24 protein-coding genes are annotated in these 26,593 nt (G+C 62.2%); 14 read left to right on the plus strand and 10 right to left on the minus strand.

From position 1 onward, the window contains the following. Window positions 1-5 precede the first annotated feature (5 nt). Genes PspCFBP13508_RS22050 through nrdR form a run of 3 tightly spaced genes read right to left on the minus strand, consistent with a single transcriptional unit; the run spans window position 6 to window position 2,310 of the window. Window positions 6-668, minus strand: coding sequence for a riboflavin synthase (locus tag PspCFBP13508_RS22050; RefSeq protein WP_137215686.1), 663 nt, complete (start codon window positions 666-668; stop codon window positions 6-8). 47 nt (window positions 669-715) lie between these two features. Beyond that, window positions 716-1,849 carry a bifunctional diaminohydroxyphosphoribosylaminopyrimidine deaminase/5-amino-6-(5-phosphoribosylamino)uracil reductase RibD gene (gene ribD / locus PspCFBP13508_RS22055; protein WP_137215687.1) on the minus strand — a complete coding sequence of 378 codons (1,134 nt, stop codon included), beginning with the start codon at window positions 1,847-1,849 and terminating at the stop codon, window positions 716-718. Beyond that, window positions 1,846-2,310: a transcriptional regulator NrdR gene (nrdR, locus tag PspCFBP13508_RS22060; RefSeq protein WP_007910946.1), complete on the minus strand. Its 465-nt coding sequence runs from the start codon at window positions 2,308-2,310 to the stop codon at window positions 1,846-1,848. Before nrdR ends, ribD begins: the two co-directional genes overlap by 4 nt. A 128-nt stretch (window positions 2,311-2,438) precedes the next feature. Between nrdR and PspCFBP13508_RS22065 the strand changes: the two genes are divergently transcribed. The 3 genes from PspCFBP13508_RS22065 to trxA all read left to right on the plus strand — a co-directional run bounded on the left by PspCFBP13508_RS22065 (window position 2,439) and on the right by trxA (window position 4,558). Continuing rightward, complete coding sequence (locus PspCFBP13508_RS22065) at window positions 2,439-2,903, plus strand: YbaY family lipoprotein (RefSeq protein WP_137215688.1); 465 nt, start codon at window positions 2,439-2,441, stop codon at window positions 2,901-2,903. Continuing rightward, complete coding sequence (locus tag PspCFBP13508_RS22070; protein ID WP_137215689.1) at window positions 2,900-3,556, plus strand: 50S ribosomal protein L11 methyltransferase; 657 nt, start codon at window positions 2,900-2,902, stop codon at window positions 3,554-3,556. Before PspCFBP13508_RS22065 ends, PspCFBP13508_RS22070 begins: the two co-directional genes overlap by 4 nt. 129 nt (window positions 3,557-3,685) lie before the next feature. Then, on the plus strand, window positions 3,686-4,558 hold the full coding sequence (gene trxA / locus PspCFBP13508_RS22075) for a thioredoxin (RefSeq protein WP_137215690.1): 873 nt from the start codon (window positions 3,686-3,688) through the stop codon (window positions 4,556-4,558). Between the two features lie 113 nt (window positions 4,559-4,671). Here the strand turns inward: trxA and PspCFBP13508_RS22080 are convergent, their stop codons facing one another. Next, window positions 4,672-5,031 (minus strand): hypothetical protein, encoded by a 360-nt coding sequence (locus PspCFBP13508_RS22080; RefSeq protein WP_137215691.1) that lies wholly within the window; start codon window positions 5,029-5,031, stop codon window positions 4,672-4,674. A gap of 128 nt (window positions 5,032-5,159) precedes the next feature. Between PspCFBP13508_RS22080 and PspCFBP13508_RS22085 the strand changes: the two genes are divergently transcribed. The 6 genes from PspCFBP13508_RS22085 to PspCFBP13508_RS22110 all read left to right on the plus strand — a co-directional run bounded on the left by PspCFBP13508_RS22085 (window position 5,160) and on the right by PspCFBP13508_RS22110 (window position 10,046). Further along, a complete protein-coding gene (locus PspCFBP13508_RS22085) occupies window positions 5,160-5,726 on the plus strand; it encodes a hypothetical protein (protein WP_071173727.1) in 567 nt (188 codons plus the stop codon). Window positions 5,727-5,881: 155 nt separating this feature from the next. Then, window positions 5,882-6,475, plus strand: coding sequence for a DUF2796 domain-containing protein (locus PspCFBP13508_RS22090; protein WP_137215692.1), 594 nt, complete (start codon window positions 5,882-5,884; stop codon window positions 6,473-6,475). 144 nt (window positions 6,476-6,619) lie between these two features. Further along, window positions 6,620-7,330, plus strand: coding sequence for an ABC transporter ATP-binding protein (locus PspCFBP13508_RS22095; RefSeq protein ID WP_137215693.1), 711 nt, complete (start codon window positions 6,620-6,622; stop codon window positions 7,328-7,330). Window position 7,331: 1 nt separating this feature from the next. Then, window positions 7,332-8,597: an ABC transporter permease gene (locus tag PspCFBP13508_RS22100; RefSeq protein ID WP_137215694.1), complete on the plus strand. Its 1,266-nt coding sequence runs from the start codon at window positions 7,332-7,334 to the stop codon at window positions 8,595-8,597. 11 nt (window positions 8,598-8,608) lie between these two features. After that, window positions 8,609-9,127 carry a DUF3299 domain-containing protein gene (locus PspCFBP13508_RS22105; protein ID WP_137215695.1) on the plus strand — a complete coding sequence of 173 codons (519 nt, stop codon included), beginning with the start codon at window positions 8,609-8,611 and terminating at the stop codon, window positions 9,125-9,127. A gap of 220 nt (window positions 9,128-9,347) precedes the next feature. Next, window positions 9,348-10,046, plus strand: coding sequence for an OmpW family outer membrane protein (locus PspCFBP13508_RS22110; protein WP_130911715.1), 699 nt, complete (start codon window positions 9,348-9,350; stop codon window positions 10,044-10,046). A 357-nt stretch (window positions 10,047-10,403) separates the two neighbouring features. Here the strand turns inward: PspCFBP13508_RS22110 and PspCFBP13508_RS22115 are convergent, their stop codons facing one another. Further along, window positions 10,404-11,336, minus strand: a complete 933-nt coding sequence (locus PspCFBP13508_RS22115; RefSeq protein ID WP_137215696.1) for an NAD-dependent epimerase/dehydratase family protein — start codon at window positions 11,334-11,336, stop codon at window positions 10,404-10,406. Then, window positions 11,329-12,213 carry a sugar nucleotide-binding protein gene (locus PspCFBP13508_RS22120; protein WP_137215697.1) on the minus strand — a complete coding sequence of 295 codons (885 nt, stop codon included), beginning with the start codon at window positions 12,211-12,213 and terminating at the stop codon, window positions 11,329-11,331. The genes PspCFBP13508_RS22115 and PspCFBP13508_RS22120 overlap by 8 nt, the downstream gene beginning before the upstream one ends. A 276-nt stretch (window positions 12,214-12,489) precedes the next feature. Between PspCFBP13508_RS22120 and PspCFBP13508_RS22125 the strand changes: the two genes are divergently transcribed. Then, entirely contained in the window at window positions 12,490-16,776 is a 4,287-nt protein-coding gene (locus PspCFBP13508_RS22125) for a DEAD/DEAH box helicase (protein ID WP_137215698.1), read from the plus strand. 114 nt (window positions 16,777-16,890) lie between these two features. Here PspCFBP13508_RS22125 and PspCFBP13508_RS22130 read toward each other — a convergent pair whose 3' ends face one another. Next, window positions 16,891-18,993 (minus strand): mechanosensitive ion channel family protein, encoded by a 2,103-nt coding sequence (locus PspCFBP13508_RS22130; protein WP_137215699.1) that lies wholly within the window; start codon window positions 18,991-18,993, stop codon window positions 16,891-16,893. Window positions 18,994-19,337: 344 nt separating this feature from the next. Between PspCFBP13508_RS22130 and PspCFBP13508_RS22135 the strand changes: the two genes are divergently transcribed. From PspCFBP13508_RS22135 to PspCFBP13508_RS22150, 4 genes are read left to right on the plus strand one after another with little or no spacing between them, the layout of a single operon-like run. Then, a complete protein-coding gene (locus PspCFBP13508_RS22135) occupies window positions 19,338-20,264 on the plus strand; it encodes a DUF72 domain-containing protein (RefSeq protein ID WP_137215700.1) in 927 nt (308 codons plus the stop codon). Further along, complete coding sequence (locus tag PspCFBP13508_RS22140; protein ID WP_130912274.1) at window positions 20,261-21,058, plus strand: endonuclease/exonuclease/phosphatase family protein; 798 nt, start codon at window positions 20,261-20,263, stop codon at window positions 21,056-21,058. The genes PspCFBP13508_RS22135 and PspCFBP13508_RS22140 overlap by 4 nt, the downstream gene beginning before the upstream one ends. Then, entirely contained in the window at window positions 21,055-22,329 is a 1,275-nt protein-coding gene (gene clsB, locus PspCFBP13508_RS22145) for a cardiolipin synthase ClsB (protein WP_016772961.1), read from the plus strand. Before PspCFBP13508_RS22140 ends, clsB begins: the two co-directional genes overlap by 4 nt. Continuing rightward, window positions 22,326-23,312 (plus strand): lysylphosphatidylglycerol synthase domain-containing protein, encoded by a 987-nt coding sequence (locus PspCFBP13508_RS22150; RefSeq protein WP_125925902.1) that lies wholly within the window; start codon window positions 22,326-22,328, stop codon window positions 23,310-23,312. Before clsB ends, PspCFBP13508_RS22150 begins: the two co-directional genes overlap by 4 nt. Before the next feature lie 96 nt (window positions 23,313-23,408). Here PspCFBP13508_RS22150 and PspCFBP13508_RS22155 read toward each other — a convergent pair whose 3' ends face one another. From PspCFBP13508_RS22155 to PspCFBP13508_RS22165, 3 genes are all read right to left on the minus strand, one after another. Continuing rightward, window positions 23,409-24,167, minus strand: a complete 759-nt coding sequence (locus PspCFBP13508_RS22155) for an alpha/beta fold hydrolase (protein ID WP_016772959.1) — start codon at window positions 24,165-24,167, stop codon at window positions 23,409-23,411. Next, window positions 24,157-25,266 (minus strand): DUF3182 family protein, encoded by a 1,110-nt coding sequence (locus PspCFBP13508_RS22160; protein WP_137215701.1) that lies wholly within the window; start codon window positions 25,264-25,266, stop codon window positions 24,157-24,159. The genes PspCFBP13508_RS22155 and PspCFBP13508_RS22160 overlap by 11 nt, the downstream gene beginning before the upstream one ends. A 277-nt stretch (window positions 25,267-25,543) precedes the next feature. After that, complete coding sequence (locus PspCFBP13508_RS22165; RefSeq protein WP_137215702.1) at window positions 25,544-26,545, minus strand: GlxA family transcriptional regulator; 1,002 nt, start codon at window positions 26,543-26,545, stop codon at window positions 25,544-25,546. Between the last annotated feature and the right edge of the window lie 48 nt (window positions 26,546-26,593).

Here is a 26,593-nt window from a genome sequence, read left to right on the forward strand (position 1 = left end):
TTGAATTATTTGAGGTAGCCGTTTTGGGCCAGAAAGCTTTCGGTGATGGTGCTGCCGGCGGTCTTCTCGGCGGCCTTGTCGCCCAGCAGCAGACGCTCCAGATAACGCGCCAGCAGGTCGACTTCCAGATTCACCCGGCGGCCCGGCTTATATGAAGCCATGATGGTTTCGCTGAGGGTGTGCGGAATGATCGTCAGCATGAATTCGGCGCCATCGACTTCGTTCACGGTCAGGCTGGTGCCGTCGACGGTGATCGAGCCTTTGTGGGCGATGTACTTGGCCAGTTCTTTCGGCGCGCGGATGCGAAATTCCACGGCGCGGGCATTGTCGCTGCGCGATACCACTTCACCGACGCCGTCGACGTGTCCGCTGACCAGATGCCCGCCGAGGCGAGTGGTCGGGGTCAGGGCTTTTTCCAGATTGACCGGGCTGCCGCTTTTCAAGTCATTCATGGCGGTGCAATCAAGGGTTTCGCGGCTGACGTCGGCGGCGAAACCGTCGCCCGGCAGCTCGACGGCGGTCAGGCAAACGCCGTTGACCGCGATGCTGTCGCCGAGTTTGACGTCACTCAGATCGAGCTTGCCGGTTGCGACGTGCACCCGCACATCACCGCCCTTTGGGATCAGTGCGCGGATACTGCCGATGGATTCGATGATGCCGGTGAACATGGGGTTCTCCTTGAGAACGAGGCCAGCGCTAACGCGATGGCCGGGAATTATACGCGGGCTGCAGGGACAGGGATCGCAGTGACTCGCCAGTCATCGCCCACCGCGCGGATTTCAGTGATTTTCAGCTCCGGCGCATCTTTCATCTGCGCCAGCGGCCAGTCGAGCAGCGGACGGGCCGTGGAGCCGAGGAACTTGCCGGCAATGAAGATCACGAATTCGTCGACCAGCCCCAGTTGCGCAAAGGCGCCGGCCAGACGCGGACCGGCCTCGACCAGCACCTCGTTGGTGCCACGATTGGCCAGTTCGATAAGCAACTGATGCAGATCGACCTGGCCGTCATCACCCGGCACGATCAGGCATTCCGGGCCATTGGCATATTGCTCCTCGACCGCGACACAGGTGGCCACCAGCGCCGGCCCGGCCTTGAAGAACGGCGCCTCCAGCGGCACTCGCAGGCGGCCATCGATCAATACGCGCAATGGCGGGCGACTCATGGCCAGCGCGGTTTGCTCGCTGTCCAGACCGAGTTCGTCTGCGCGTACGGTCAAGCGTGCGCCATCGGCCAGCACCGTGTCGGCGCCGGTCAGCACCACAGCCGCCTCAGCGCGCAAACGCTGTACCGCTGAACGCGCCGCCGGGCCGGTGATCCATTGGCTCTCGCCGCTTTCCATCGCTGTGCGCCCGTCGAGGCTCATGGCCAGCTTGACCCGCACGAACGGCAAGCCATGCTCCATGCGTTTCAGAAAACCTTGATTGAGCTTGCGTGCTTCGCCCTCCAGCACACCGCTTTCAGTGGCAATACCGGCATCAGCCAAGCGCTGCAAACCGCGCCCGGCGACCTGCGGATTGGGATCACGCATCGCCGCCACGACCCGGGCAACGCCAGCGGTCACCAAGGCATCGGCACACGGCGGCGTGCGCCCGTGGTGGCTGCAAGGCTCGAGGGTGACATACGCCGTCGCGCCCCGGGCCTGCTCGCCAGCGGCGCGCAGGGCGTGGACTTCGGCATGGGGTTCGCCGGCGCGCTCATGCCAGCCTTCGCCGACAATCTGCCCGTCACGCACCACCACGCAACCGACTCGCGGATTGGGATGGGTGGTGTAGTGGCCCTTGCGCGCCAGTTCCAGCGCGCGGGCCATGAAATGCGCGTCGAGGATCGCCTGCTCGGCGGCGGTGGTCATTCTTTCACCGGTTCGCGGGCGAGGCGGTCGATCTCTTCGCGGAATTCATTGAGGTCCTGGAAGCGCTTGTACACCGAGGCAAAACGGATATAAGCGACTTCATCAAGCTTTTGCAGCTCGGCCATCACCAGCTCGCCGACCACGAGGGATTTGACCTCGCGTTCGCCGGTGGCGCGCAGCTTGTGCTTGATATGGACCAGAGAGGATTCGAGGCGCTCGACGCTGACCGGACGTTTCTCCAGCGCGCGTTGCATGCCGGCGCGGAGTTTTTCTTCGTCGAACGGTTGGCGGCTGCCGTCGGTTTTGATCAGGCGCGGCAACACCAGTTCGGCCGTCTCGAACGTCGTGAAACGTTCGCCGCAGGCCAGGCATTCACGCCGGCGGCGCACCTGTTCGCCCTCGGCGACCAGACGCGAGTCGATGACCTTGGTGTCGTTGGCACCGCAGAAGGGACAGTGCATGGTGGCTGGCAACAAAAAATGGGAGGGCCATGGTAGCGCATCCCCGTGGCAAGACAAGCCATAGGCTTTGCGGTATACAGAACGGCATGATCGTCTGATCCATGGAATTCATTCTGCCGGAGCCTCCAATGCCGTTACGTCCGCTCGTTCTGCTCAGTCTTTTCAGCCTGCTGGTGGCCTGTGGCAGCGACGCACCCAAGCCGCAACCGCCGACGCCGGGCCCCGCGCCGCAACAGGCGCAGAAAAAAGCCAGAGAGGCCGCCGAACTCGGCCCGCTGCCAGCCCATCAGCGCGAATTGAGCGGCACCCTGCAAGGCGTGCCGGCCGGCGCCGAAGTCGAACTGGCGCTGCTGGTGATCGATGAAAAGGATCGCCCGCAACAATTGCTCGCCAGTTCCAGCCTGATCGGCAACAACCAGATCCTGCCGTTTCACCTGCGCTTCAACCCCGAGGCATTTCCGGCCGGCGCACGGGTCGAGCTGCGCGGTCGCGCGAGCCAGTCCGGGCAACTGATCCTGCACCTGCCGTCGCAGACCATCACTCAACCGACTACTCAGGCTTTGGGCCAGCTGCAATTCGTCAAAGCGCCATGACAGCACCGCTCGACCTGCAACAGGCCTTGGGGGAATTGCTCGGCGACGCCAGACTGAAAGCCTGTGCGTTGCCGGGCACTGATTTGCAGCTGTGGTTGATCGACGGCGACAACATGGCCCGCGAATTCAGCCAGGAAGAAACCCAGCGCATCCTGCATGAACCGCCGTATTGGAGTTTTTGCTGGGCCAGCGGTCTGGCGGTGGCGCGGTATCTGGCGCGGTTCCCCGATTGGGTGCGCGGCAAACGCGTGCTGGATTTCGGCGCCGGTTCCGGAATTGCCGGCATCGCGGCGGTGAAGGCCGGAGCGCTAGAAGTGGTGGCCTGCGATCTCGATCCGCTGGCGATCGCCGCGTGCCGGGCGAATGCCGAGCTCAATGATGTGCAGATGAATTATTCGACGGATTTCTTTGCCGAGGCCGATCGCTTCGATCTGATTCTGGTCGCCGACGTGTTGTATGACCGGGCGAACTTGCCGCTGCTCGACGCGTTTCTCAGTCGCGGCCGTGAGGCGCTGGTGGCGGATTCGCGGGTGCGGGATTTTCGTCATCCGTTATATGAGCGAATTGAAATGCTCGAAGCGATGACCTTGCCGGATCTGGCCGAGCCTGAGGAATTCAGACATGTCAGCCTCTACCATGCGCGGCGTGATTGACGCCGCCAAAAGATCGCAGCCTTCGGCAGCTCCTACAGTGCAACGCATTCCAAAGTAGGAGCTGCCGAAGGCTGCGATCTTTTGCGTCACCCCTTATAGTGCGGTCATTGAAGCTTAGAGAGATCCCCCATGAGTCAGCAAACGCCGTACATCTTCGACGCCACGACTGCCGATTTCGACCAGTCGGTGATCGAAGCCTCCTTCAACAAACCGGTGCTGGTGGATTTCTGGGCCGAATGGTGTGCGCCGTGCAAGGCGTTGATGCCGATGCTGCAAGGCATTGCCGAGAGCTATCAGGGCGAGTTGCTGCTGGCCAAGGTCAACTGCGACATCGAGCAGGACATCGTCGCCCGCTTCGGCATTCGCAGCCTGCCGACCGTGGTGCTGTTCAAGGACGGTCAGCCGGTCGACGGCTTTGCCGGGGCACAACCGGAATCCGCCGTGCGCGCGCTGCTGGAACCGCATGTGCAGATGCCGCCACCGGCCGCTGCCGACCCGTTCGAACAGGCTCAGGCAATGTTCGACGATGGTCACTTCGCCGAGGCGGAAGCGGTGCTGGTGACCATTCTCAATGAAGACAATACCAACGCCAAAGCGCTGATCCTTTACGCACGCTGCCTGACCGAACGCGGTGAGCTGGGCGAAGCGCAAACCGTGCTCGACGCGGTCAAGAGCGATGAGCACAAAGCCGCACTCGCCGGCGCCAAGGCGCAGATCCAGTTCCTCGGCCTCGCCCGCAATCTACCGGACGCCGCCGACCTGAAAAGCCGCCTGGCGCAAAATCCGCAGGATGATGAAGCGGTGTATCAACTGGCGATCCAGCAACTGGCGCGCCAGCAATACGAAGCGGCGCTGGACGCCTTGCTGAAGCTCTTCATCCGCAACCGCAGCTACGGCGAAGGCTTGCCGCACAAGACCTTGCTGCAGGTGTTCGAACTGCTGGGCAATGATCATCCGTTGGTGACGGCTTATCGTCGCAAGGTATTCGCTGCGCTTTATTGAGAGCAAAAGATCGCAGCGTGCCGCAGCTCCTACATCGGATCGTGCTCATCGCGGCTTTTTGCGGATGAACACTGATTCTGTAGGAGCTGCCGAAGGCTGCGATCTTTTAAGGCTTACCCGATCCAGCTGTAGAGCGGCGTATCCCCGCCGCTCGCCACTTTCACATCGGAACTGTGGCGCAGACGCACCAGCAAACGCTTGCCCGCTGCCGCACTGCCGGTGAGCGCTTCCAGTTGATCGAGCAGATCCGGTCCACTGAGTTGCCCGGCCTTGCGCAGCAAGTCTTTGGCCACCTGCCACAGCGCATCGTCCTGATTCACTGGCTTCGCCGCCGGAGCCGACACCACTGCCTCAGACTGCGCAATCGGCGCCTGCCCGCTTAACGCGGAACCCAGCCTCGCCCAATCGCTGTCATCCAGCTCCACCGTCAAATCCACCGGCACCTCGCCGACCGTTCCGCGTATCCGCAACATCAAGTTCGCTCCTGCACTTTTCTGACCTGCATGCTCCCACGGGACTTGTGCAACGCCAAGCGACGTTGTCCAGTGTGGCGGTTATCGAGCATTCATCTACAGTGTCCTTTTTCTCACAGCACCCTGTAATGAAACGAAGTTACTACGCCCTATTGATGACCCCACTCTTGCTCATCGTGGCATGGCGCATCTGGTTGCCTGCCGATCTTTCGGCTTGTCCCGCTGACGGGGAAACTGCAGGTCCACTGACCCTTGTTATTCGTGATTACTTTGAGCGCAATAGCCGGACCGACTGGCGAGACATGGATGATCGTTTCGACATACTTTCAACCCCCGAAGGCCAGAGCATAGCGAGTCAACCGAATTCACACACTTGCGAAGCATTGCGGGTACTGCAGAGTCCGGCGTTCAGTCAGAGTGAAAAAATCTTCACCATGGCACTTATGTTCAGACTGCCAATCGACCAGTACATGGCCCTGATGGATCGCAGTCATCAACTCTACACGCAGGGCAAAATGGATAAGGAGGTGCTGACTCTGGTGGTATTTCCGCGCGGAACAGCCATCAACTACTGGTGGCTTCCGGCTTGGCGACAGCGTTTCAGTCGCGATGCCCCGAGCGTGCTCGACGCAAATCTGATCAACGATGTTCTTTCGGGACACTATTGGTTCGACTATCCCGGCGCAGGCTTCTGATTCTGCAAGCATGACATCCAATCCCAGCACCGCCCGCGAACTCATCCCGGGCGGTGCTTAGCCATGTCTTGCGCAATCTCAAGCGCACGGGCACACTCTGCGCACTTTCGTTATAAGATTACATAACAAACTTTTCATTTTTCTCGGAGTCCGTCATGCGTCGTCTGTTGCTCGCTTTGCCGTTTGCCCTGTTGCCGCTGGCCGCTGCCCATGCGGTTGATGAGCACGATCATGATCATGAGCACGGCAGCCTCGGCGCTCACGAACATGGCGTGGGTCGGCTGAACGCCGCGCTCGATGGTCAGACCCTGGAGCTGGAGCTGGAAAGCCCGGCGATGAATCTGGTCGGTTTTGAACACGCCGCCACGTCCGATGCCGACAAGGCCAAAGTCGCTGCCGCTCGGGCGCAACTGGAAAAACCATTGGCTCTGTTCAGCCTGCCCGCTGCGGCCGGCTGCAAGGTGGTCAGTCAGGAACTGGAAAGCCCGCTGTTCGGCGACAAACCGGACGCCGACGATCACGACGAAGATGAAGCGGACAAGGACGGTCACGAGCATCACCACGACCACAGCGAAATCCATGCGCATTACCAGTTCAACTGCGCCACACCGGGCGCGCTGAGCACGCTGAACCTGGCGAACATCTTCAAGACCTTCCCGGCGACGCAGAAGATTCAGGTACAACTGATCAGCGCGACCGGCCAGCAAGGTACCGAAGTGACGGCAAAATCGGCTGCGCTGAAATTCTGAAGCGAATGAAGATCCCCTGTAGGAGCTGACGAGTGCAACGAGGCTGCGATCTTTTGATCCTGGTTTTTTACAACCAAAAGATCGCAGCCTCGTTGCACTCGTCAGCTCCTACAGGCGTCCGTGTCCAACCATGAAATCGGTGCCATGACCCAAGCACTCATCGAACTTTCCGACCTTGGCTTCAACTGGCCCGGTCACCCGACGCTGCTGGACATCCCGGCGTTTCGTCTGGAAGCCGGCGAAACCCTGTTTCTCAAAGGCCCCAGCGGCAGCGGCAAGACCACCCTGCTCGGCCTGCTCGGCGGAGTGCAGAAGCCCGGTCGCGGCAGCATTCGCCTGCTCGGCCAGGAGCTGACCGAACTGTCTGCCGGCCAGCGCGATACGTTTCGTGTCGATCACACTGGCTACATTTTCCAGCAATTCAACCTGCTGCCGTTTCTCTCGGTGCGCGAGAACGTTGAGTTGCCGTGTCACTTCTCGAAACTGCGTGCGCAACGGGCGAAACAGCGCCACGGCAGCGTCGATCAGGCCGCCGCCACCCTGCTCGCGCACTTGGGTCTGAAGGACGAAAGCCTGCTCAGTCGCCGCGCCGACTCCTTGTCCATCGGCCAGCAACAACGGGTCGCTGCCGCCCGCGCGTTGATCGGTCAACCGGAACTGGTGATCGCCGACGAACCGACCTCGGCGCTGGATTACGACGCCCGCGAGAATTTCATTCGCCTGCTGTTTGCCGAGTGCCGCGAGGCCGGATCGAGTCTGTTGTTCGTCAGCCACGACCAGAGCCTGGCGCCGCTGTTCGACCGTCATCTGTCCCTGGCCGATCTCAATCGCGCCGCTACGTCCGCCGAGGTCTGAGATGTATCTGTTTCGTCTGGCCATGGCCAGCCTGGCCAACCGCCGTTTCACCGCATTGCTCACCGCCTTCGCCATTGCCCTGTCGGTGTGCCTGCTGCTCGCCGTCGAGCGCGTGCGCACCGAAGCCAAGGCCAGTTTCGCCAGCACCATCAGCGGCACTGACCTGATCGTCGGTGCTCGTTCGGGGTCGGTAAACCTGCTGCTGTATTCGGTGTTCCGCATCGGCAACGCTACCAACAATATTCGCTGGGACAGCTTCGAACACTTCGCCAACAATCCGAAAGTGAAGTGGGCAATCCCCATGTCCCTCGGCGATTCCCATCGCGGCTATCGCGTGATGGGCACCACCGAAGCCTATTTCGAGCACTATCAATACGGGCGCCAGCAACACCTGGCGCTGGCCGACGGTCGCGCGTTTGCCACCGATCCTTTCGAAGTGGTGCTCGGCGCCGAAGTCGCCGAAGCGCTGCACTACAAGCTCGGCGACAAACTGGTGCTGGCCCACGGTGTGGCGGCGATCAGCCTGGTCAAGCACGACGACAAACCCTTCACCGTGGTCGGCATCCTCCAGCGCACCGGCACCCCGGTGGACCGCACGTTGCACATCAGCCTCGGCGGCATGGAGGCGATTCACATCGACTGGCACAACGGTGTGCCGGCGCGCGGCAACGGGCGGATCAGCGCTGATCAGGCGCGCAACATGGACCTGACCCCGCAAGCGATCACCGCGTTCATGCTCGGCCTCAACAGCAAGATTTCCACCTTCGCCTTGCAGCGCGAGATCAACGAATACCGTGGCGAACCGATGCTGGCGATCCTGCCGGGCGTGGCCTTGCAGGAATTGTGGAGCCTGATGAGTACGGCCGAGAAAGCCTTGTTCGTGGTCTCGCTGTTCGTCGTGCTGACCGGGCTGATCGGCATGCTCACGGCGATTCTCACCAGCCTCAACGAACGTCGCCGCGAGATGGCGATTCTGCGTTCGGTGGGGGCGCGGCCGTGGCACATCGCAAGCCTGCTGGTGCTGGAAGCCTTTGCGTTGGCGCTGGCCGGAGTCATCGCCGGACTGGCATTGCTGTACATCGGCATCGCCGCTGCGCAGGGTTACGTGCAGGCCAATTACGGTTTGTACCTGCCGCTGGCATGGCCGAGCGAGTATGAATGGACGCTGCTCGGTGGCATTCTGGCGGCCGCGCTGCTGATGGGCAGCGTGCCGGCCTGGCGCGCGTATCGCCAATCATTGGCCGATGGCCTGTCGATCCGTTTATGAGGATGTTCACCATGCCCCGCGCCCTGCTTGCGCTGCTGATGCTGGTCGCCCTGCCCGTGTGGGCGGCGGCGCCGAAAGACCTGACCTGGTCGGAAATGATCCCGCCGGACGCCGCGCCGGAAGTGCCGAACATGACCCCGCTGCACGACCTGTCGAAGATGGGCGACGCACTTTCCGCCGAGTCCGCACCAGCGGCCAAGCAGGACATGCCCAATGCACCGGTCGTGAAGAGCCTCGACGGACAGAACATTCGCTTGCCGGGCTATATCGTGCCGCTGGAAGTCAGCGAAGAGGGGCGCACCACCGACTTTTTGCTGGTGCCGTACTTCGGCGCCTGCATCCACGTACCGCCACCGCCGTCGAACCAGATCGTCCATGTGAAAAGCGAACTGGGCGTGAAGCTCGATGAGCTGTATCAGCCGTATTGGGTCGAAGGGCCGTTGCAGGTGAAAACCTCGAGCAGTGAACTGGCCGATGCCGGGTATCAGATGGAGGCGGAGAAGATTTATGCGTATGAGCTGCCGGAGTAATTCCCGGTAGTTTTGTATTGGCTGGTCTATCGTCTTCGCGAGCAGGCTCGCTCCCACAGGTGATCACATTCCAAGGTGGGAGCGAGCCTGCTCGCGAATAGGCCCTCAAGGGTTCCACAAAACCCCGCCCCTTCACTGTTTCATTGAGCTGAGTCAAAACACCGTATCAGACGGCTTCGTACCCTAGGACATCGAATTTTTATGTCCTTTCGGAGCCCCCATGAACAAGTCCTTGCTCAGCGCCCCGCTGTTTGCCCTCGCGCTCGCAGCCCCGCTCGCCCACGCCCACGAAGCCGGTGACATTCTCGTGCGCGCTGGCGCGATCACCGTCAACCCGAAGGCCGACAGTTCCAGCGTCAAGGTCGATCAGGGTCCGCTGAGCGGCACTGATCTGGGCGGCAAGGCGACCATGAGCAGCGACACCCAACTGGGTCTGAACTTCGCCTACATGCTCACCAACAACATCGGTATCGAGCTGCTTGCGGCGACGCCGTTCGAGCATGACGTCAAGCTCAAGGGCACCGCCCTGCCCGCCGCCAACGGCAAGCTCGGCACGCTGAAGCACCTGCCGCCGACCCTCAGCGTCGTCTACTACCCGCTGGATTCGAAATCGGCCTTCCAGCCGTATGTGGGTGGTGGCATCAACTACACCTGGATCTACGACGAACACGTCGGCAGCGAAGCCAGCGCCAACGGCTTCAGCAACTTCAAGGCGAAAAACTCCTGGGGCCTGGCCTGGCAGGTCGGCGCCGACTACATGATCACCGACAACATCATGCTCAACGCCCAGGTGCGCTACATCGATATCGACACCCGCGCGACCGTGGAGAACAACGCCGTCGCACCCGGCACCCGCGCGCGGGTAAATGTGGACGTCGATCCGTTCATCTACATGGTCGGTCTGGGCTATAAGTTCTAAGTCGATTTTTTACTGAACGTTCACGTGGTGGTGAATGAGGCTTGGTGGCGGGCAGGCACAGACCTGACGACGACCGTACGCAGTCGATCGGGGGATAACATTCCCTCGCCACAGGGATAGCGATATTCCGGCCGTGAAAAAGGCGCCTGATGAAGGGCGCCTTTTTCATTTGCTGCTGAGTCATGTGGGGCGTGGAGGCCCGGCCCCCTCACCCCAGCCCTCTCCCGGGGGAGAGGGAGCCGATTTGTGTGTTGTTCAAAACCTGAGTTCGACTGGGTATCGCAAGTCGGCGTACTTCTCACAAACACCTCGGTCAGTTCCCTCTCCCCCTGGGAGAGGGCTAGGGTGAGGGGCTTCTCAGGAGCGCCCGAGCAAGCGCGCCAACCCGACACTCATCGGCGTCTGCGGTGGCATTTCAAAGCGTTCCAGCAAACGTCGGTTATCCGCTCGCGAATGACGGATATCACCCGAACGCGCAGGCCCGTAGCTCACGGGCGGCAACTCACCGACTACCGATTTCAACGCTTCGAGCATCTGCTTCAGGCTCATCGCCTGATTCCAGCCAACATTGACCGCGCCTTCCTGTACTTCAGGCTTTTCCAGCGCCTGCACCAGCAAATCCACCAGATCCCCGACAAAGAGGAAATCCCGAGTCTGCTCGCCATCGCCAAACACGGTGATCGGTAAACCTTTCGACGCGCGCTCGCTGAAGATGCTGATCACCCCGGAATACGGCGAGGAAGGATCCTGGCGTGGGCCGAAGATGTTGAAGAAGCGAAAGATTGCCGGCTCCAGGCCATGCTGGCGGCGGTAGAAATCGAAGTAATGTTCACCGGCCAGTTTGTCCGAGGCATACGGTGTCAGCGGCGCCTTCGGCGTGTCTTCATCAATCGACTCGCCCTCGCCATTGTTGCCGTACACCGCCGCGCTGGAGGCGTAGACCACACGCTTGACCCCGCCCAGGCGCATGGCTTCGCAGACATTCAGGGTGCCGATGAAATTGCTCTGGTGGGTTTTCACCGGGTCGTCCACCGAGGCCTGCACCGAGGCCACGGCCGCCAGATGCGCGACAGCGTTGCAACCTTGCATGGCGCTGGCGACCAAAGCGGCATCGGCGACATCGCCGACCACCAGTTCAACCTTGGGATTGTCCAGCGGCAAATTGCTGCGCTTGCCGGTCGACAGGTCGTCGAGCACGCGCACTGCGTAGCCCTTGGCGAGCAGCGCGTCGGTCAGGTGCGAGCCGATGAATCCGGCTCCGCCAGTGATCAGAACCGTTGCTTCAGCCATGTCGGTAAAACCTGTCCAGTAAGCCTGGGAGTGCGGCACGCCAGGCGCGCGGCTTGATCCCGAAAGTGTGGAGAATTTTCTTGCAGGCCAGTACCGCGTGTTGCGGTTCTTCGGCGGCGTCCGGGCGCGCGGCGTGGGCCTGCGCGGTCGGTGCTTCGATCGCCAGCGGATGCAGGCTGCGTGCTTCGGTGAGAATCGCCTGGCCCAGCGCCAGCGGTGTGGTCGCTTCGTGGCCGGCGTAATGGTAAGTGCCCCACAGCGGCGCGGCGCAGTCGAGTTGCTTGAGCACGGAAATGATCACTCGCGCGGCGTCATCGACCGGAGTCGGATTGCCGCGACGATCATCGGCCAGCAGCAATTCTTCGGGTTTTTCCGCGCGGGCGAGGAAGCGTCCGAGGGTGCCGTCCGGGCTGTCGTCGAGCAGCCAGCCAAACCGCAGCAATACATGTTGCGGGCAGGTCGCGCGAACGCTTTGCTCGATGCGCCACAAGGCCTGACCGCGCAGGCCCAGCGGCACCGGTTCGTCTTTCTCGCTGTAGGCCGTGGCCCGCGAGCCGTCGAACACGCGATAGCTCGACGGTTGCACAAGGACAATGTTGTGGTGCTGGCACAGTTCGGCCAGACGCTCGATGGCGCGTTCCTGGCCGCTCATGCGGCTTTCGCTGACGCTCTCGGCCTGGAACCAGTCGAAATAGTAGGCGAGGTTGATCAACGCATCGGGACGGGTGTCGTCGAGCAGTTGCGTGAGGCTCGCGGCATCCCAGCCGTTTTCGGGCGGGCGGGGGGCGAGGAAACCGATGTCTTCTTCCGCACCGAGGCGAATCAGCGCCTGCCCAAGGGCATTTCCGCCGCCCAGTAACATAAGGCGCATTCGCATAGAGTCAGCAGGCCCAGTCTGATTGGAACGATGGCTTTGGCGACGGTTCTCGTGGAACCGTCGTCGATAATTGCCGGAATCGTTGCATTTTGCGGGTTTAGTGCGCAACCGTCATCCGTAAAGTGTAGATCCGCGAATTTGCGGCGTCCTGACCGGCCCCTTCGCGAGCAGGCTCGCTCCCACAGGGGACCGGGTTCCAAGGTGGGAGCGAGCCTGCTCGCGAAGGCGTCCGAACGGTACTTGCATCTTCCCGCCCCCGCCCGCATAACTTCAGTCATGAATCTGCCCCTCCCCGCCAACAGTGCGCTGGCCGGTTTTCACCCCGCAGTCAGTGCCTGGTTCAACAAGACTTTCCCGGCGGTCACCGCCGCTCAGGCCCGTGCGTGGCCGTTGATTCGCCAGCGCCGGTCGACGCTGATTGCCGCGCCCACCGGCTCCGGCAAAACCCTGACCGCGTTCCTCGCCGTGCTCGATGAGCTTGTCCATCGAGGTCTGGAACAGCCCGATGGCCTGCCCGCCGAAACCCTGGTGATCTATGTCTCGCCGCTGAAGGCACTGTCCAACGACATCCAGATCAATCTGCAGAACCCGCTCGCTGGCATTACCGCGCAATTGCGCGAAATGGGCCTGCCGGAGCTGACCATCACTACCGCCGTACGAACCGGCGACACGCCGCAGAAAGACCGCGCCGCCATGCGCAAGATCGCACCGCACATTCTGGTCACCACCCCGGAATCGCTGTACGTGCTGCTTGGCTCGGAATCCGGGCGCAGGATGCTCGGCACCACGCGCACAGTGATCATTGACGAAATCCACGCCATGGCCGCCGGCAAGCGCGGCAGTCATCTGTCCTTGAGCCTCGAGCGTTTGCAAGCACTCTGCGCCGAACCGCTGACCCGCATCGGCCTGTCCGCCACCCAGAAGCCGGTAGAAGCCGTGGCGCGGTTTCTGGTCGGTCATGCCCGCCCCTGCGAAATCGTCGACATAGGCCACGCCCGCCCACGAGACCTGGGTATCGAAGTGCCGCCGGTGCCGCTGTCGGCGGTGATGGCCAATGATGTCTGGGAACTGGTGTACGAGCGCCTCGCCGAACTCGCCCGCGAGCATCGCACCACACTGATTTTCGTCAATACCCGACGCCTTGCCGAGCGCCTCAGCCGGCATCTGAGCGAGCGCCTCGGCAAGCAGGCCGTGGCCGCGCACCACGGCAGCCTGGCCAAAGAGTTTCGCCTCGATGCGGAACAGCGCCTCAAGCGCGGCGAGTTGCAGGTGCTGATCGCCACGGCGTCGCTGGAGCTGGGCATCGATATCGGTGAAGTCGACCTGGTCTGCCAGATCAGTTCACCGCGTTCGATCGCCGCGTTTCTGCAACGAGTCGGTCGCTCCGGACACCAGGTCGGCGGCACGCCCAAGGGGCGTTTGTTCGCCACCACCCGCGACGACCTGATCGAGTGCGCCGCCCTGCTCGACTGCGTGCGCCGGGGCGAGCTGGATACGCTGCACATTCCGGAAAAACCGCTGGACGTGCTGGCGCAGCAGATCATTGCCGAGGTCAGTTGCCAGGAATGGTCGGAGGACGCGTTGCTGGCGATGTACCGCCGAGCCTGGCCGTATCGCGACCTCGATGAAAAACACTATCAGGCCCTGCTGAGCATGCTCGCCGAGGGTTACAACGGCCGTCAGGGCATCCGCAGCGCCTATCTGCACCGCGATGCCGTCAGTCGCACCTTGCGTGGCCGGCGCGGCGCGCAACTGACCGCCGTGACCAGTGGCGGCACCATCCCGGACAACGCCGACTACAGCGTGCTGCTCGAACCCCAGGGCTTGAACATCGGCAGCGTCAACGAAGATTTCGCCGTGGAAAGTATCGCCGGCGACGTGTTCCAGCTCGGCAATACCTCGTACCGCATCCTGCGGGTGGAAAGCGGCAAAGTGCGCGTCGAGGATGCGCAGGGGATGCCGCCGACCATTCCGTTCTGGCTCGGCGAAGCGCCGGGGCGCAGTGATGAACTGTCGGCGGCCGTCGCGCGCCTGCAAGCGCAGTTGGACGAATTGCTCAGCGCCAGCCCCGGGAATCTGCAACCGGCGCTCGACTGGCTGACCACCATACTCGGCCTCAACCTCGCCAGCGCCGAGCAATTGGTCGAATATCTGGCGCGCGCACGGCAAACCCTTGGCGCCCTGCCCTCGCAGGACACGCTGTTGATGGAGCGGTTTTTCGACGAGTCCGGTGGCACCCAACTGATCATCCACACGCCGTTCGGCAGCCGCATCAACCGCGCCTGGGGCTTGGCCCTGCGCAAGCGTTTCTGCCGCACCTTCAACTTCGAATTGCAGGCCGCCGCCAGCGAAGACGCGATCGTGCTGTCGCTGTCCACCAGCCACAGCTTCGAGCTCGACGAAGTCTGGCGTTACCTGCACAGCAACAGCGCTGAACACACGCTCATTCAAGCGGTGCTTGATGCGCCATTGTTCGGCGTGCGCTGGCGCTGGAATGCCGGGGTGGCGCTGGCGTTGCCGCGCTTCACCGGCGGGCGCAAAGTCGCTCCGCAACTGCAACGGATGAAAAGCGAAGACCTGATCGCCAGTGTGTTTCCCGACCAGATCGCCTGCCTGGAAAACCTCGCCGGCGAGCGTGAAGTCCCCGAGCATCCGTTGGTGGAACAGACCCTCGACGATTGCCTGCACGAAGCGATGGACAGCGAAGGCTGGCTGACCCTGCTGCGGCGCATGGAGCGTGGCGAGGTGCGCTTGATCGCCCGTGATCTGCCTGCGCCGTCGCCGCTGGCGGCAGAAATTCTCAGCGCCCGGCCGTACACGTTTCTCGACGACGCGCCGCTGGAGGAACGCCGCACGCAAGCGGTGATCAATCGACGCTGGAGCGATCCGCAGTCGACCGATGATCTCGGCGCACTCGATGCAGATGCGATCACCGCAGTGCGCGAAGAAGCCTGGCCGTCGCCCAACTCCCTGGATGAGATGCATGAAGCGCTGATGAGCCTCGCCTGCATCAGCGACGCCGAAGCCCGCGCCAACGCGGGTTGGCCGGACTGGCTGCAAACGCTGATTGCCAGCGGCCGCGCCTGCCTGTTGCGGATCGACGCCGAGCATCAGTTATGGCTGGCCCGCGAACGCTTGAGTTGCCTGCAAGCACTTTATCCACAGGCGACATTGCTGACTGAGGCGGTGGTGCTGCCCGGATTCGACGACACGTGGGCATTCGATGAGGCGCTGGTCGAAGTGATCCGCGCCCGCCTCGGCGCCTTTGGGCCAATCCCGTTGCCCGCCATTGCCGAGCCGCTCGCCCTGCCAGTTGCGCAAGTCAATCAGGCCCTCGCGCAACTGGAGCGTGAAGGTTATGTGTTGCGCGGCCAGTTCACGCCGAACAGCGTGATTGAAGAATGGTGCGAACGCCATCTGCTGGCGCGCATCCATCGCTACACGGTCAAGCGCCTGCGCCGGGAAATCGAACCGGTGGCATTGCAGGATTTCATGCGTTTTCTGTTCGACTGGCAGCATCTGACGCCGGCCACCCAAGGTCAGGGCAGCGCGGTGTTGCCGGCGATTATCGGCCAGTTCGAAGGCTACCCGGCGGCAGCTTCGGCGTGGGACAGCGACATCCTGCCGGCGCGCCTCAAGGACTACTCGCCGAGCTGGCTGGACGACCTGTGCCGCAACGGCAAACTGGTGTGGACGCGCATCAGCGCGCGGCAGAAGGTCAGCGGCTCGGCATTGCGCAGTACACCGATTGTGCTGCTGCCGCGCAGCCAGGTGGGTTTGTGGAGTGCATTGGCGGAACAGACGCCAGTGAGTGAGTTATCGCCGAAAACACAGAAAGTCTTCGAGGCGCTGAGTCAGCAAGGCGCGCTGTTTTTCGATGAGCTGATACACGAAGCGCGCCTGCTGCGCAGCGAACTGGAAATCGCCTTGCAGGAACTGGTTGCCGCAGGTTTGGTGAACGCCGACAGCTTCGCCGGTCTGCGCGCGCTGATCACTCCCGCAAGCAAGCGCCAGCAGCGCAGCAGTCGACGCGGGCGCGGGGCGTTTATCGGCGGCATGGACGATGCCGGGCGCTGGGCATTGCTGCGCCGAGGTTCGTCAGCCGATGCCGCCGAGACGCTCGAACATGTCGCCATGACCCTGCTGCGCCGCTACGGCGTGGTGTTCTGGCGTCTGCTGGAACGCGAGGCGGACTGGCTGCCGAGCTGGCGGGAATTGCTGCGCACGTTTCATCGTCTGGAAGCGCGGGGCGAGATTCGTGGCGGGCGGTTTGTCAGTGGTCTGGCTGGCGAGCAGTTTGCCTTGCCCGAAGCCATTCCCTTGCTGCGCGAAGTACGCCGACGCCCGCAGGACGGCAGCCTGGTGGCGGTGTGTGGGGTTGATCCATTGAATCTGGCCGGGACCTTGTTGCCCGGGGTGAAAGTGCCGGCGCTGGTGAGCAATCGGCTGGTGTATCGCGATGGGGTGCCGGTGGCGGCGGTGATTGCCAGCAAGCAGCAGGTTTGGGTAGAGCTGGATCCGATAGCCATGGGACAACTGCATGCCAAGCTGATCCGGCATTGAGAGTGTTCGCACCGGCGTCTTCGCGAGCAGGCTCGCTCCCACAGTCCAATCCCGTTTCCCCTGTGGGAGCGAGCCTGCTCGCGAATGGCCGGCCCTCCACCCCAAAATCATGCTTCAGGTCCGCGACTCCTGCGGCACATCACCCGCAACCACCGCCCCCTCCTCCTGCCGCTTAGGCAACAACACCTGCTGTGGATAAGTCTGCGCAAAATGCACATTCGCTGTGTTATCCACAAGCTTCTTCAAGCGCTGGTTGAACGCGCGGCTCACCGCATATTGGCCACCGGACACCGTGCGGAATTGCGCCGTCAACACCACGCCGTTCAAGTCCATCTTGTCCACGCCAAATACATCCAGCGGCCCTTGCAGGTTGTACTTGAGGAACGGGTCTTCGCGGATCGAATCGCCGGCCTCGCGGATCAGCTCGATGGCTCTGTCGACATCGGTGTCGTAAGTGAACTGCACCGAGAAAAACGCGAAGGCGAACTGGCGTGATTGGTTGGTCACAGCCTTGATCTGGCCGAACGGCACCGAATGCACAAAACCCTTGCCGTCGCGCAGGCGCAAGGTGCGAATGGTCAGGCCTTCCACGGTGCCGGCGTGGCCGGAATCGAGCACCACCCAGTCGCCGATCGACAAAGTGTCTTCGATGATGATGAACAGCCCGGTGATGACGTCCTGCACCAATTGCTGCGAACCGAAACCGATCGCCAGGCCGACCACGCCCGCACCGGCCAGTAGCGGCGCGACGTTGATGCCGAGGTTGGCCATGGTGGTAATCGCGCAGATCACCACGAGGATGATTTTGATCGCATTGCGCAACAACGGCAGGATGGTTTTCACCCGCGTGCTCGGCTGGCGTGCCGCGCGTTTGCTCAGCGGCGGTTTCAGCGCTTCCTGAATCGCCGTGTCGAGCACCACCCACAGCAGCCACGTCACCAGGAAGATCAGGCCGATGCTGCTCAAGGCGTTGCTGATCGCTCGACCGACGGTGCTGCTCTGGGCGAAATCGAGCAGCGACACGCCCCAGATCCGCCCGAGAATATCGATGAACACAATCGCCATGACGATGCGCAGCAACGCATGCAACAGGCTGAGAAAACGTTCCTTGTAGGCACTGCTGCGCTGGATCGCCTCGGCTTTGCGCGACTTGAACAGGTGCTGCAATACCGTGCTGAGAAACACCGTGGCGATCAGCAGCACGGTGGTGAACAAGGCGCAGCGCAGAGCTTTCTGATTGTCCTCGCCGATGCCGATCAGACTGACTGCCGAGACCAGCACCATCAGCACGATCGGCCAGTACCACAGCCCGGAAAATATCCGCAGCGACTCTTGCAGCGACGGTTGTTTCAAACGCTGAGCGAGCGGGCGATTGCGGATCAGATGCGCCACCGGGCGGCGCAGGCGAATCACCAGCAAACCGAAGATAACCGAGGCGATCAGCCCGGTGAACACGGCGATGCTGCTGGTGATATTGCCGCCCAGTTGCCGGGCGATCTGCGGGCTGGTCAGGGCATCGCTGAGGGCGGCGAGAAAGCCGATCAGGAACAGCGGGCGCGGGCAGTATTCACGGATGATTCGCGCGGCGGCGCGCTTGTGGCCGACGTTGAACATCACCACCACGCACAACAACATCGACGTGGAAAAGATGCCGCTGCTGGTGGCGTAGGCCAGACACAGCGCCAGCGCGCGGCCCACCGAAGCTTGCAGAAAATGGCTGACATACAGCGTCAGCGGCAGGCAGATCAGCGCCGGCACGGTGTACGGCAGCACATAGCCGAGGAGATCCTGACTGCGCTGGCGGGTGCGCAACCAGCGGCCCTCACGTAGACGCTTGGCCAATAGACTGCCAAGCACGGTGAGCAGGGCGAAACTGCCCAGCCATACGCCCGACAGCGTGAGGAAATCCCCTGCCACGCTCCAGCCCGAGCGGTTCGACGGTTGCTTGACCAGCCGATCGACCTCATCCGCCGCACGGTCGGCGCGCAGCCGCCAGGCATCGACCAGGTGTTCGTTGAGATCGAGTTTTTCCTGCACATCGTCGATACTCGTACTGATCGCCCCGAGCAAACCGCCCTGCACCAGCGGTTCCGGTTCGGCGGGTTTCTCCGTCGAGTCGGCGGCAGCCGGAACGCCCGGCAGCGCGACGGCTTGCGATGTGTTGACGCCGAAGCACAGCAGCGCTCCCAGCAGAATGGCGATCCTGAAATTGCGCAAAACTCCGATCTCCCGTGGCTGACCCTGGTAAGGAACTGATCGGTAATTGCGCGGCAAGTTCAAGAGCCCCCTCACCCCAGCCCTCTCCCCCAGGAGAGGGAGCCGACCGAGTTGCCTGACCAAAATCACCAACTGCACGTCTTGAGTCGAACTCAAGCCCTGAACACCATGCAGATCTGCTCCCTTCCCCTTCGCCCCCTTTGGAGGAGAGGGTTGGGGTGAGGGGGAAAGCTCTTGATCTTCGCTTCACCCGCGACCGTCCGTAACACCACCGAAACTTTCCCGCCCCCGCCGCAGTCATCACAGAACATCGGCAACACGAGGACTTTCTACGGGAGGATGGGATGGCGACGATTCACATCGGTATTTCAGGCTGGCGCTACGCCCCGTGGCGCGGGGATTTCTACCCGAAGGGACTGGCGCAGAAGCGCGAATTGCAGTTCGCCTCCCGCGCGGTCAACAGCATCGAAATCAATGGATCGTTCTACGCCCTGCAACGCCCTGAACGTTACGCCCAGTGGTACGCCGAAACCCCTGATGACTTCGTCTTCAGCGTCAAGGCGCCGCGCTTCATCACCCACGTGCGCCGTTTGCGCGAAATCGAAAAGCCGCTGGCGAATTTCTTTGCCTCGGGCGTGCTGGAACTGAAGGAAAAACTCGGGCCGATCCTCTGGCAGTTTCCGCCGAACTTCAAGTTCGATGCCGAGCGCTTCACCCAGTTTCTCGCGCAGCTGCCCCACGATACCCAAGCCGCAGCCGCCCTCGCCCGCCAACATGATTCACATTTGCCCGGCCACGCCAGCGTCAAAGCCTGGCGCAAGAAGCCACTGCGCCATGCCGTGGAAATCCGCCATGAAAGTTTCATCGACCCGGAGTTCGTACGCCTGCTCAAGCGCCATAACGTGGCACTGGTGGTCGCCGATACCGCCGGAAAATGGCCGTACCGCGAAGACCTCACCAGCGACTTCGTCTATCTGCGCCTGCACGGCGCCGAAGAGCTCTACGCCAGCGGTTATTCCGAACAAGCGCTCAAGCGCTGGGCCGAGCGCATCGACGCCTGGCATCACGGTAAACAGCCAGAGGACGCCCACCTGATAGCGCCACGCCTGAAACCCCGCGCGCGCAAATCCCGCGAAGTGTTCTGCTACTTCGACAACGACATAAAAGTCCGCGCGCCCTACGACGCACGCAACCTCTTGCAGCGCTTCGACCTCGATAAAGAGCTGGCCACGACTCCCGGGCAAGTTGCCGCAGAAGGAGTTCTGTCATGAGTATTCCCGAACCGGTCGGTTTCACCGACGAAGGCTCCGTGGTCGCGCCCTCGGTGCGCACCTTCACCGTACTGACCGTCAACACCCACAAGGGCTTCACCGCGCTGAACCGGCGCTTCATTCTGCCGGAGCTGCGTGAAGCGGTGCGCAGCGTCGCCGCCGACGTGGTGTTTCTGCAGGAAGTGCACGGCACGCACGAGCAGCATCCGAAACGCTACGACAACTGGCCGACGATGCCGCAATACGAATTCCTCGCCGACAGCCTCTGGCCGCAATTCGCTTACGGGCGCAACGCGGTGTATCCGGCGGGCGATCACGGCAATGCGCTGCTGTCGAAATTCCAGATCATCCGCCACGACAACCTCGACGTGTCGATCAGCGGCCATGAAAACCGTGGCCTGTTGCATTGCGTGCTGCGCCTGCCTGGCGACGGCACCGAAGTGCACGCGATCTGCGTGCATCTGGGCCTGCGCGAAAGCCATCGCAACGCACAGCTGGATCTGCTGCTGCAACGCCTCGCCGAACTGCCCGCCGATGCCCCGGTGATCGTCGCCGGTGATTTCAATGACTGGCGCCAGCGCGCCGATGCACAGCTCAAGCCCTGTGGCCTGCGCGAAGTGTTCGCCGAGCAGTACGGCAAGCCCGCGCGCAGTTTTCCCGCGCGTCTGCCAGCGCTACGACTCGACCGTATCTACGTACGCAACCTCAAGGCCAGCCGGCCGAAAGTTTTGACCAACCGGCCCTGGTCGCACCTTTCCGACCACGCACCGTTATCGGTGGAGATTGAACTATGAACAGTGCGCCACTGGAAAAATCTGCCGTCGACCCGGTCCCGTTGAACCCGCCCGTGCGCGAGCCCGGCCACGTTGACGTCGAGTATCAATGGCACAGCAACAACCGCGTAGAGCTGCTGGAGAACGGCGAGGAATATTTCCCCCGCGTGTTCGAAGCGATGCGCGCAGCCAAGAGCGAGATCCTGCTGGAGACCTTCATCGTTTTCGAAGACAAGGTCGGCGCCGAGTTGCAGCAAATCCTCATCGAAGCCGCCCAGCGTGGCGTGCGCACCACGGTCAGCCTCGACGGCTTCGGCTGTGGCGAGCTGAGCACCGGCTATCTGTCGGCCTTGAGCGATGCCGGCGTGCATCTGCAAATCTTCGATCCGGCGCCAAAGCACCTCGGCATCCGCACCAACTGGTTCCGCCGCTTGCACCGCAAGATCGTGGTGGTCGACGGCTTGATCGCGTTCATCGGCGGGATCAACTTTTCCGGCGATCACCTGGCCGACTTCGGCCCTGAAGCCAAGCAGGATTATTCGGTGGAGATCCAGGGCCCGGTGGTCGCCGATATCCATCACTTCGCCCTGCTGCAAAGCGGTCGTCCCGGACGCGCGCGGTTCTGGTGGCAGCGCCGGCGCCAGCGTCTGGAGGAAATGGCCTTCACCGATCACGACGGTCAGGTGCGCCTGGTGTTCCGCGATAACGATCAACACAACACCGATATCGAAGACGTGTATTTGCAGGTGCTGCGCAAGGCCAAGCGCCGGGTGATCATCGCCAACGCCTACTTCTTTCCCGGCTACCGTTTGCTGCGCGAAATCCGCAACGCCGCCCGCCGTGGCGTCGAGGTGCGGCTGATCCTGCAGGGCCAGCCGGACATGCTCGTAGCCAAACTGGCGGCGCGCATGACCTACGATTACCTGCTGCGTGCCGGCGTGCAGATTCACGAATACTGCCAGCGCCCGCTGCACGGCAAGGTCGCGCTGGTCGACGATGACTGGAGCACCGTGGGCTCGAGCAATCTCGACCCGCTGAGCCTGTCGCTGAATCTGGAAGCCAACGTGCTGATCCGCGACCGCGCGTTCAATCAGCACTTGTACGAACGCCTCGAAGACCTCAGCCAGAACCACTGCAAAGCCATGGACGCCAAGCTGTTGCCGCGCGGGCGCATCTGGCACATGACCGTAGGCTTTCTGGTGTTCCACTTCCTGCGGCACTTCCCGGCCATGGCCGGTTGGCTGCCGGCGCATAAACCGCGTCTGAAGCCTTTCCGAGGTGCGCGTCCATGAGTCATTCCGAAGTGCACTCCGATAGCCATTCGGCACAAGCGGCGCCGTCAAAATGGAGCCGCTGGAAACGCCCGCTGACCATCCTGTTTTTCCTCGCGCTGATCGTCCTGCTGACGATGTTCGCCACCCGCATCGAATGGGCCGAGGTGCTGGAGACCCTTGCCGATTTCAAGGTGCGCACGCTGATCATCGCCGCCAGCCTGACCCTGCTGAGCTTTCTGGTGTACGCCAGTTTCGACCTGATCGGCCGCACTTACATTCGTCAGGATCTGACCTGGAAGCAGATCCTGCCGGTGGGCATCATCAGCTACGCCTTCAACCTCAATCTCAGCGCCTGGGTCGGCGGCATCGCCATGCGCTATCGCCTGTATTCGCGGCTGGGCGTAAGCAAAGGCAACATTGCCAAGATTCTTGGCCTGAGCCTGGCGACCAACTGGTTCGGCTACATGACCATCGCTGGCGTAGTGTTCAGCAGCGGTCTGGTGAGTATGCCGCCGGGGTGGAAACTCAGCAGTTCGGCCTTGCAACTGGTCGGTGTGTTATTGCTGCTGGTCAGCGCCGGCTATCTGGCGGCGTGTCAGTTTTCCAAGCGCCGCGAGTGGTCGATTCGCGGCGTGGAAATCAACCTGCCGTCGCTGCGCATGGCGGTGCTGCAATTGCTCTTGGGCGCGTTGAACTGGTCGCTGATGGCGGCGGTGATCTTCACTCTGCTGCCAAGCAAACTGGATTATCCGCTGGTGCTTGGGGTGCTGTTGATCAGCGCGATTGCCGGGGTCATCACGCACATTCCGGCGGGGCTGGGTGTGCTTGAGGCAGTGTTCGTGGCGCTGCTGCAGCACGAGGCATCGCGCGGCAGTCTGGTCGCGGGATTGCTGGCGTATCGGGCGATTTACTTTCTGTTGCCGCTGTTGATTACGGTGGTGATGTATCTGGTGGTGGAAGCCAAGGCCAAGGCGTTGCGGATCGAAAAGAAACCGTCCTGACCGTGCATTGCTGCTGATGGCCCCTTCGCGAGCAGGCTCGCTCCCACAAACTGTGGGAGCGAGCCTGCTCGCGAAGGGGCCGGTACATGCGAAACATTATCTGGACTGGATAATGCTCAACCGCTCCCCCACCACCATCTCGGTAATCCAGTCCACCAGAATCGAGGTGTAGGCCTGCTGCGAAACCGGGTCACTCAATGCGTGATCCGCGCCATCGATGATCCGGTGGGTCAACGAGTGGGTCTGCTGACACGCGGCGCGGTAACTCATGATCGTCGCGTGGGGCACGAAATCGTCGGTTTCCGATTCCACCAACAGCACGTCACCCGTGAATTGCGAGCAGGCATGCAGGGCGCGATTGCTGTCGGCGCGCACCAGCGTGCCGCGATAATCGCGCAGGTCGGCCTTGTCCAGATCGCGCTTGGGCGTGTGCCATTGCTCGTCGCGGTACAGCGCCGGCACGCGCAGCGCCAGCCAGCGCACCGGGCGCAATGACGTCAGGATCGAGGCAAGATAACCGCCATAACTGGTGCCGACCACGGCGATCGCCGAGGTATCCAGCGCCGGGTGCGCCAACAGGCGATCATAGGCCGCCAGCAAGTCACGCAGATTGTCTTCACGGGTCACCCGGGTCAGCGGAATTCCGGTGCCGCCGGTGTGCCCGCGCAGGTCGAAGGTCAGGCAAACGCAACCCAGGCCGGCGATGCCTTTGGCCCGTTCCAGATCACGTTCCTGACTGCCGCCCCAACCGTGAACAAACAACACCCCCGGGACTTTCGATTTGGGACTGAGAAAAGTCCCGCTCATCTGTTCGTCATCAATGTCGATTTGAATGCTTTCGCTTCTAGCCGTCATAGGATTGGACCGTCACATATTTGAGAAGAAACGCGCTGTTTTCAGCCGGACCGCGATAGACCTCGATGGCGTCGGCCGGCAGCGCCTGATCGGTGTAGGTTTCCACCGACGACACGCGAATCGCGCGCATCTGTGGATCGTTGACGAAGCTTTGCAGCGCCGCCACTTCGGCGCTGCTGGCACCGCCCATGCGCCAGGATTGTTCGAGCACGCCGCTGCGCGGGTTACCGCTGGCGTCGAGGCCCTGGGCGATATCGTAATTGCGCCGCGAGGCGAAGAAGCGCGGGTAGGCTTCGTTGGCGGCGCTGTCGAAGACCTGTGCCTGCTCAATGGCCAGACGCACATCGTCAGGCAGATCCAGCGCGAGCAATTGGTCATAGCCGCCCTGCACCACCAGCAGATTCGAACCGCCGTAGACCTCTTCGCCCTGGCCGTCCTCGGTCAAGTATTGCTCACCGCAGTAGCTCAACACTTTGCCGCCGATGAACGACTGGCCGACGCTGTGGGTGACGACGTCGCTCAAGTCCTGCTCCAGCACTACGCCGTCCTTGAACAGATTTTGCGCCTCGGGCCGCGCGAGGATCTCATCGAACGCGTCGAGGCTTTTGATCACTTCCTGACCGCGACCGGCGCAAGCGTGAACCGGCTTCAAGCGAATCGGCCCGGCGTACAGCAAATGTTCGGCGGCGGGCCGAGCATCTTCCAGGGCAAATACGCTGAGACCGTCGAGCACGACGTTGCGCACCCGCTCCGAGAACAGCGGCGACCAGCCCTGCGGCGCGTGCGCCAGATGGCTGCGCAAGCCGTGGCTGATGGCTTTGGTGCAGATGAAATCGTATTCGACGTAACCGCCCCACAAGTCATCGGGGCCGTTGATGCCGAGCGCTTGCGCGTGGGCGGCGCCGACGATGGTCTGTGTCGGCAGCAGATACAGATCACGGTCTTGATGCTTGGCCGGATCGTAGCTGCCGCCGAATTTGCAACCGAGAATCTGCGCCAGCCAGCGCGCCAGGGCCTTGTTGGTCTCGACTTCATGTTGCGGCGCCTCGGCACGCACCGAATGGGCAACGACAATTTTCTTGCTGGGTGTCGGGGTCATGCGTTCCCCTTTTATCAGTCGATGGGTTCTCAAAGGAAATTGCAGAGATCAGGCCAAACAACGATCCCGCCGAACCGCCCGATAATCGGGAGTTTGCCGTGACTGTGCTGGCATGAAGCCTGTTTCAAACTGCACGACGGCGCGCAAAACTCCGGCAAATTGCACGATCTCTCATCCTCGCCGCGATCATTGTGGGAGCGAGCCTGCTCGCGAAAGCGTAGTGTCAGCCGTCTACAATTCTGTAGATCCAGCGCCTTCGAGCAGGCTCGCTCCCACATTAGTTCATCGTCGTTCTGGGAGCGGGGTTCACACCAAACCGCCCCCGGTACTCACTCGGCCCCAACCCGGTAATCTTCTTGAAAATCGCGCGAAACGCGCTCGGATCCTGATAGCCCACCGTCCAGGCAATGTGGTCGATCGTGCCATTGGTGAACTCGAGCATTTCTCGCGCTTTGCCAACCCGCAGGTGCTGGCAATATTCGGTCGGTTTCAAGCCTGTCGCGGCGCGGAATCGGCGCAGGAAAGTGCGCTCTTCAAGGCCCGCGCGCTCGGCCATCGCGTTCAGCGAAACCTCCGTCGCCCCGGTGCTTTGCAGCCAGTGCTGGACCTTGAGAATCGACGCGTCGCCATGGCTGAGGATCGGCGCGAAATTGCTCCCGCATTCACTGGCGCTGTCGCTGTGTTCCATCACCAGAAAACGCGCGGTCGCGGTGGCGATGCTCGGGCCGAGCAAGCGATCGACCAGGCGCAGTCCCAGTTCCGACCAGGCCATCAGCCCCGCCGTGGTGATCAGGTCACCGTCGTCGACAATCGGCGTGTCGGCCTTCAGTTTGATCTTCGGGTAACGCTCGGCAAACGCCTGGGCCGAGGTCCAGTGGGTGGTGGCGCTGCGACCGTCGAGCAAGCCGCTTTCGGCGAGCATCAACGAGCCCACACAAACACCACCAAGGGTTGCGCCGCGCGCATGCTGATCGCGCAGCCATTGCGTCAGACTCGCGGTCATCTGTGCCGCATCAAACCCGCCGAGGGACGGTGGAATCAGTACGGCGAGCAAAGCGTCTTCGGCACCCGGATGACTGTCATAGACCCGCGTCGGCAGCTGCTCGCCCTCGACCTGCCAGTGACTGACCCGCAGCAAGGGCAATTGCACAGCCTGATACTCGACGGCGATGCGGTTGGCCACGGCGAACAGATCGGTCAGACCGTGCACCGCCGCCAGTTGCGCGCCGGGATAAATCAGCACGCCCAGTTCAGCGGTGGCGGCTCTTTGTGCAGCCATTGTCAGTTTTCCCCCGTCTATTGTCGGTGCGGCCAATCCTCGAATCCT

It is taken from the genome of Pseudomonas sp. CFBP13508, assembly GCF_005233515.1.
Classification (GTDB): domain Bacteria; phylum Pseudomonadota; class Gammaproteobacteria; order Pseudomonadales; family Pseudomonadaceae; genus Aquipseudomonas; species Aquipseudomonas mercuritolerans.

What these genes read in the sequence shown, in the direction of transcription:
- PspCFBP13508_RS22050 (WP_137215686.1), bottom strand. Translation starts at nt 668, where the DNA reads ATGTTCACCGGCATCATCGAATCCATCGGCAGTATCCGCGCACTGATC.
- ribD (WP_137215687.1), bottom strand. Translation starts at nt 1,849, where the DNA reads ATGACCACCGCCGCCGAGCAGGCGATCCTCGACGCGCATTTCATGGCC.
- nrdR (WP_007910946.1), bottom strand. Translation starts at nt 2,310, where the DNA reads ATGCACTGTCCCTTCTGCGGTGCCAACGACACCAAGGTCATCGACTCG.
- PspCFBP13508_RS22065 (WP_137215688.1), top strand. Translation starts at nt 2,439, where the DNA reads ATGCCGTTACGTCCGCTCGTTCTGCTCAGTCTTTTCAGCCTGCTGGTG.
- PspCFBP13508_RS22070 (WP_137215689.1), top strand. Translation starts at nt 2,900, where the DNA reads ATGACAGCACCGCTCGACCTGCAACAGGCCTTGGGGGAATTGCTCGGC.
- trxA (WP_137215690.1), top strand. Translation starts at nt 3,686, where the DNA reads ATGAGTCAGCAAACGCCGTACATCTTCGACGCCACGACTGCCGATTTC.
- PspCFBP13508_RS22080 (WP_137215691.1), bottom strand. Translation starts at nt 5,031, where the DNA reads ATGTTGCGGATACGCGGAACGGTCGGCGAGGTGCCGGTGGATTTGACG.
- PspCFBP13508_RS22085 (WP_071173727.1), top strand. Translation starts at nt 5,160, where the DNA reads ATGAAACGAAGTTACTACGCCCTATTGATGACCCCACTCTTGCTCATC.
- PspCFBP13508_RS22090 (WP_137215692.1), top strand. Translation starts at nt 5,882, where the DNA reads ATGCGTCGTCTGTTGCTCGCTTTGCCGTTTGCCCTGTTGCCGCTGGCC.
- PspCFBP13508_RS22095 (WP_137215693.1), top strand. Translation starts at nt 6,620, where the DNA reads ATGACCCAAGCACTCATCGAACTTTCCGACCTTGGCTTCAACTGGCCC.
- PspCFBP13508_RS22100 (WP_137215694.1), top strand. Translation starts at nt 7,332, where the DNA reads ATGTATCTGTTTCGTCTGGCCATGGCCAGCCTGGCCAACCGCCGTTTC.
- PspCFBP13508_RS22105 (WP_137215695.1), top strand. Translation starts at nt 8,609, where the DNA reads ATGCCCCGCGCCCTGCTTGCGCTGCTGATGCTGGTCGCCCTGCCCGTG.
- PspCFBP13508_RS22110 (WP_130911715.1), top strand. Translation starts at nt 9,348, where the DNA reads ATGAACAAGTCCTTGCTCAGCGCCCCGCTGTTTGCCCTCGCGCTCGCA.
- PspCFBP13508_RS22115 (WP_137215696.1), bottom strand. Translation starts at nt 11,336, where the DNA reads ATGGCTGAAGCAACGGTTCTGATCACTGGCGGAGCCGGATTCATCGGC.
- PspCFBP13508_RS22120 (WP_137215697.1), bottom strand. Translation starts at nt 12,213, where the DNA reads ATGCGAATGCGCCTTATGTTACTGGGCGGCGGAAATGCCCTTGGGCAG.
- PspCFBP13508_RS22125 (WP_137215698.1), top strand. Translation starts at nt 12,490, where the DNA reads ATGAATCTGCCCCTCCCCGCCAACAGTGCGCTGGCCGGTTTTCACCCC.
- PspCFBP13508_RS22135 (WP_137215700.1), top strand. Translation starts at nt 19,338, where the DNA reads ATGGCGACGATTCACATCGGTATTTCAGGCTGGCGCTACGCCCCGTGG.
- PspCFBP13508_RS22140 (WP_130912274.1), top strand. Translation starts at nt 20,261, where the DNA reads ATGAGTATTCCCGAACCGGTCGGTTTCACCGACGAAGGCTCCGTGGTC.
- clsB (WP_016772961.1), top strand. Translation starts at nt 21,055, where the DNA reads ATGAACAGTGCGCCACTGGAAAAATCTGCCGTCGACCCGGTCCCGTTG.
- PspCFBP13508_RS22150 (WP_125925902.1), top strand. Translation starts at nt 22,326, where the DNA reads ATGAGTCATTCCGAAGTGCACTCCGATAGCCATTCGGCACAAGCGGCG.
- PspCFBP13508_RS22155 (WP_016772959.1), bottom strand. Translation starts at nt 24,167, where the DNA reads ATGACGGCTAGAAGCGAAAGCATTCAAATCGACATTGATGACGAACAG.
- PspCFBP13508_RS22160 (WP_137215701.1), bottom strand. Translation starts at nt 25,266, where the DNA reads ATGACCCCGACACCCAGCAAGAAAATTGTCGTTGCCCATTCGGTGCGT.
- PspCFBP13508_RS22165 (WP_137215702.1), bottom strand. Translation starts at nt 26,545, where the DNA reads ATGGCTGCACAAAGAGCCGCCACCGCTGAACTGGGCGTGCTGATTTAT.